The sequence below is a fragment of the Curtobacterium sp. NPDC086286 genome, from assembly GCF_044746255.1.
GTDB lineage: Bacteria > Actinomycetota > Actinomycetes > Actinomycetales > Microbacteriaceae > Curtobacterium.
On sequence record NZ_JBIVBW010000004.1, the window covers coordinates 1 to 4,520 of the forward strand.

General features: G+C 71.4%; 5 protein-coding genes. All 5 read left to right on the forward strand.

Going from position 1 to position 4,520, the window contains the following annotated elements; all coding sequences use genetic code 11:
• Window positions 1–338: 338 nt before the first annotated feature.
• The 5 genes from gap (at window position 339) to ACIPKM_RS08210 (ending at window position 4,074) form a co-directional block, all read left to right on the forward strand.
• Window positions 339–1,343: a type I glyceraldehyde-3-phosphate dehydrogenase gene (gap, locus tag ACIPKM_RS08190; RefSeq protein ID WP_070416209.1), complete on the forward strand. Its 1,005-nt coding sequence runs from the start codon at window positions 339–341 to the stop codon at window positions 1,341–1,343.
• A 3-nt stretch (window positions 1,344–1,346) separates the two neighbouring features.
• Window positions 1,347–2,564 carry a phosphoglycerate kinase gene (locus ACIPKM_RS08195; protein WP_402736539.1) on the forward strand — a complete coding sequence of 406 codons (1,218 nt, stop codon included), beginning with the start codon at window positions 1,347–1,349 and terminating at the stop codon, window positions 2,562–2,564.
• Window positions 2,561–3,340, forward strand: a complete 780-nt coding sequence (tpiA, locus tag ACIPKM_RS08200) for a triose-phosphate isomerase (RefSeq protein WP_402736540.1) — start codon at window positions 2,561–2,563, stop codon at window positions 3,338–3,340. Before ACIPKM_RS08195 ends, tpiA begins: the two co-directional genes overlap by 4 nt.
• Window positions 3,341–3,459: 119 nt before the next feature.
• Entirely contained in the window at window positions 3,460–3,711 is a 252-nt protein-coding gene (gene secG, locus ACIPKM_RS08205) for a preprotein translocase subunit SecG (RefSeq protein ID WP_056124375.1), read from the forward strand.
• 3 nt (window positions 3,712–3,714) lie between these two features.
• Window positions 3,715–4,074 carry an RNA polymerase-binding protein RbpA gene (locus ACIPKM_RS08210; protein WP_070416207.1) on the forward strand — a complete coding sequence of 120 codons (360 nt, stop codon included), beginning with the start codon at window positions 3,715–3,717 and terminating at the stop codon, window positions 4,072–4,074.
• Window positions 4,075–4,520: the final 446 nt, after the last annotated feature.

Below are 4,520 nucleotides of genomic sequence, written 5' to 3' on the forward strand. Positions count from 1 at the left end.
CCCGCGGGGCGACCCCCCCCCCCGGGGGGCCCCCCCGGGCGCGCGCGGGGGCCCCCCCCCCCCCCCCGGCGCCCCCCCCCCCCCCCCCCCCCCCCCCCCCCCGGCGGGGGGGCGGGGGCCCCGGGGCCCCCCCGCCTCCCGTCCGTCGTCAGGGTGGTCCAGGGCGGCGCTCGCGACCGTCCGGACGGACCGTCATCCCGCGCGGTCTGGCAGAGTCCGACTGCTAGGGTCGTTACGGCGACGTTACGGGGCGTATCGTCCACCACACGTGGGCCCGAAGGGCCACACGACTCCGAAAGCAGCGCCCCCCGGGCGCTCCACACCCACCAGGAGATCCATTGACCGTCAAGATCGGTATCAACGGCTTCGGCCGCATCGGCCGTAACTTCTTCCGGGCCGCACTGGCCAAGGGCAGCGACCTCGAGATCGTGGCGGTGAACGACCTCACCGACAACGCGTCCCTCGCGAACCTGCTGAAGTTCGACTCCATCACCGGCAAGCTCCCGGCGACGGTCGAGCTCGACGGCGACAACATCGTGGTCGACGGCAAGGCGATCAAGGTCCTCGCGGAGCGCGACCCCGCCAACCTCCCCTGGGGTGAGCTGGGTGTCGACATCGTCATCGAGTCGACCGGTTTCTTCACCAAGGCCGCCGATGCGCAGAAGCACATCGACGCCGGTGCCAAGAAGGTCATCATCTCCGCCCCGGCCACGGGTGACGACGTCACCATCGTGCTCGGCGTGAACGAGGACCAGTACGACCCCGCGAACCACAACATCATCTCGAACGCGTCCTGCACCACGAACAGCCTCGCGCCGCTCGCCAAGGTGTTCCACGACAAGTTCGGCATCGAGCGCGGTCTCATGACCACGGTCCACGCCTACACCGCCGACCAGAACCTCCAGGACGGCCCGCACAAGGACCCGCGTCGTGCGCGTGCCGCCGCCCTGAACATCGTCCCGACCTCCACGGGTGCGGCGAAGGCCATCGGCCTCGTCCTGCCGGAGCTCGCCGGCAAGCTCGACGGCTTCGCCCTCCGCGTCCCGGTGCCGACCGGCTCGATCACCGACCTCACCCTCGAGACCAAGTCCGAGGTCACCGTCGACGAGATCAACGCCGCCTACAAGGAGGCAGCCGAGGGTCCGCTCAAGGGCATCCTGCTCTACAGCGAGGACCCGCTGGTGTCGACCGACATCACCACGGACCCGCACTCGTCGATCTACGACTCCGGCCTGACCAAGGTCATCGGCGGCCTCGTGAAGATCACCTCGTGGTACGACAACGAGTGGGGCTACTCGAACCGCCTCGTCGACCTCACCGAGTACGTGGGCGAGCGCCTCTAACCCATGGCACTCCGCACCCTCGAGGACCTCGGCGACCTCGCCGGCAAGCGTGTCGTCGTCCGTTGTGACCTCAACGTCCCGCTCAAGGACGGCCTGATCACGGACGACGGCCGCGTGCGCGCGTCGCTGACCACCCTGAACACCCTCATCAACGCCGGCGCCCGCGTCATCGTGATCTCCCACCTGGGCCGCCCCGACGGCGAGCCCAAGCCGGAGTTCTCGCTCGCGCCGGTGGCCCAGCGGCTCTCCGAGCTGCTCGGCAAAGAGGTCACGTTCGTCGGCGAGACCGTCGGCGACGAAGCGACCGCGGCCGCCGGGGAACTCGGGGACGGCGACGTCCTGCTGCTCGAGAACCTCCGGTTCAACCCGGAGGAGACCTCGAAGGACGCTGCCGTGCGCAGTGGCTTCGCGGACCGCATCGCCGCCCTCGGGGACGCCTTCGTGTCCGACGGATTCGGTGTGGTGCACCGCAAGCAGGCCTCGGTGTACGAGCTCGCGTCCGCGCTGCCCAGCGCAGCGGGGTCGCTCATCGAGACCGAGCTCGGCGTGCTCGAACGCCTCACGACGACGCCGGAGCGGCCGTACACGGTCGTGCTCGGCGGGTCGAAGGTCAGCGACAAGCTCGGCGTCATCGACCACCTCCTGCCGCAGGTGGACACGCTCTGCATCGGTGGCGGCATGCTCTTCACGTTCCTCGCGGCCCAGGGCCACGGGGTCGCGAAGTCGCTGCTCGAAGCCGACCAGCTCGACGTCGTCCGCGAGTACCTCTCGCGGGCGAAGGAGCTCGGCGTGACGATCGACCTGCCGACGGACGTCGTCGTGGCGTCCGGGTTCGCGGCCGACGCGTCGCACGAGACCGTCGCCGCGGACGCGATCGAGTCGTCGTCCTTCGGGGCGGACGGCATCGGCCTCGACATCGGCCCGGAGACGGCGGCGCGCTTCGCGTCCGCGGTCTCTTCGTCGAAGACCGTGTTCTGGAACGGCCCGATGGGCGTGTTCGAGTTCCCGGCCTTCGCCGCCGGCACGAAGACCGTCGCGCAGGCCCTGACCGAGGTCGACGGCCTCGGTGTGGTCGGCGGTGGCGACTCCGCTGCGGCCGTCCGGTCGCTCGGCTTCTCGGACGACCAGTTCGGGCACATCTCGACCGGTGGCGGTGCGAGTCTCGAGTTCCTCGAGGGCAAGTCGCTCCCCGGTCTCGAAGCACTGGGGTGGTCGCGATGACCCGGACGCCGCTCATCGCGGGCAACTGGAAGATGAATCTGGACCACCTCCAGGCCATCGCCACCGTGCAGAAGCTCGCGTGGACGCTGAAGGACGGACGCCACGACTTCGACGACGTCGAGGTCGCGGTGTTCCCGCCCTTCACCGACCTCCGGAGCGTGCAGACGCTCATCTCGGCCGACAAGCTCCCGATCCGCTTCGGCGCGCAGGACCTGTCCCAGTACGACTCGGGCGCCTACACGGGCGACGTGTCCGGGGCGTTCCTCGCCGCGCTCGACGCGCAGTACGTCATCGTCGGACACTCCGAGCGACGCACGCTGCACGCGGAGACCGACGAGATCGTCGCCGCGAAGACCGCCGCGGCCGTCAAGCACGGTCTCGTACCGGTGGTCTGCGTCGGCGAGACCGGCGAGCAGCGCGAGGAGCGCGGCGCCGGTGTCGTGCCGGTCGAACAGCTGCAGGTCGTCCTCGACGCCGTGCAGCCCTCCGAGATCGTCGTGGCGTACGAGCCGGTCTGGGCGATCGGCTCCGGCCAGGCCGCGACCGCCGAGCAGGCGCAGGACGAATGTGCTGCGATCCGTCGCGGGATCGCTGCGGCCTGGGGCGACGAGGCAGCCGCGGCGACGCGGGTGCTCTACGGCGGCTCGGTGAAGTCGGGCAACATCGCCGGCTTCCTGCGCGAGCCCGACATCGACGGCGCGCTCGTCGGTGGCGCCTCCCTCGACGTGCAGGAGTTCGCGGCCATCGCGCGCTTCCGGCAGCACGTCGGACTCTGACCCACCGGACACAGGCCGGTCGCCATCGTGCGGCCGGCCTGTGCCACGCCCAGCCCGGGGACCTCGGCCGACCACCTGGCCGGTATACTCGGATGGCTGACTGACACGAAAGGTACGTCGTGGCGATTCTCTCCGTCGTGCTGCAGGTCCTGCTCGCGATAACGAGCCTCCTGCTCACGCTCCTCATCCTGCTGCACAAGGGCCGCGGTGGCGGCCTCTCCGACATGTTCGGCGGCGGCGTGACGAGCAACCTCGGGGCGTCCGGCGTCGCCGAGCGCAACCTCAACCGCATCACGGTGATCCTCGGTCTCCTCTGGATCGTGTCGATCATCGTGCTCGGTCTCATCAACAAGTTCACGGCGGGGAGCTGATCCATGGCATCCGGAGGCAGTGCAATCCGGGGTTCGCGCGTCGGCGCGGGCCCGATGGGGGAGCAGGACCGCGGGGTCCAGGCCGAGCGTGTGGCGATCTCGTACTGGGACGCCCTCGGCAACGAGGTCGTGCGGTACTTCGCCGCCGGCCTCCCCGATGACGAGATCCCCGAGACGGTGGACTCGCCGTCGACCGGGCTCCCGGCTGGTCGCGACAAGGAGAACCCTCCCGTGGTCTCCAAGACCGAGCCGTACAAGACGCACCTCGCGTACGTGAAGGAGCGCCGCACCGAAGAAGAGGCGGCGCAGCTCCTCGAGGACGCGTTGCAGCAGCTCCGGCAGCGTCGCGGCACCGCGAAGTAGTCGCACGAGACGTCCGAAGGCCCCCGTACCGATCCGGTACGGGGGCCTTCGTGCGTGTGGTGGGTGCGCGGTGGACCGGCGAGGTCGCACGACGCGCCGCGCGGGCGCCGCCGAGGTCGCACGACATGCCGTGCGGGCGCCGTCGAGGTCGCACGACATGCCGTGCGGGCGCCGTCGAGGTCGCATGAAGCGCTGCTTCCGCACGCTGCGGGCGACACTTTGTGCGACCGAGGCGGGCGGGTGGCCGGGTGGGCGGGCGGGCGGCAGGCGCCGGCCGGGCAGCCGAGCAGGCGGGCGGGCGCCAGGCGGGCAGGCGGGCGGGCGGGCGGGCGGGCGGGCGGCCGCACCCACGGACGGACGGGAGGCGGGGGGGCCGCCCGCCCCCCCCCCCCCCCCCCGGGGGGGCGCCCCCCCCCACCCCCGCCCCGGCCGCCCCACCCCCCCCC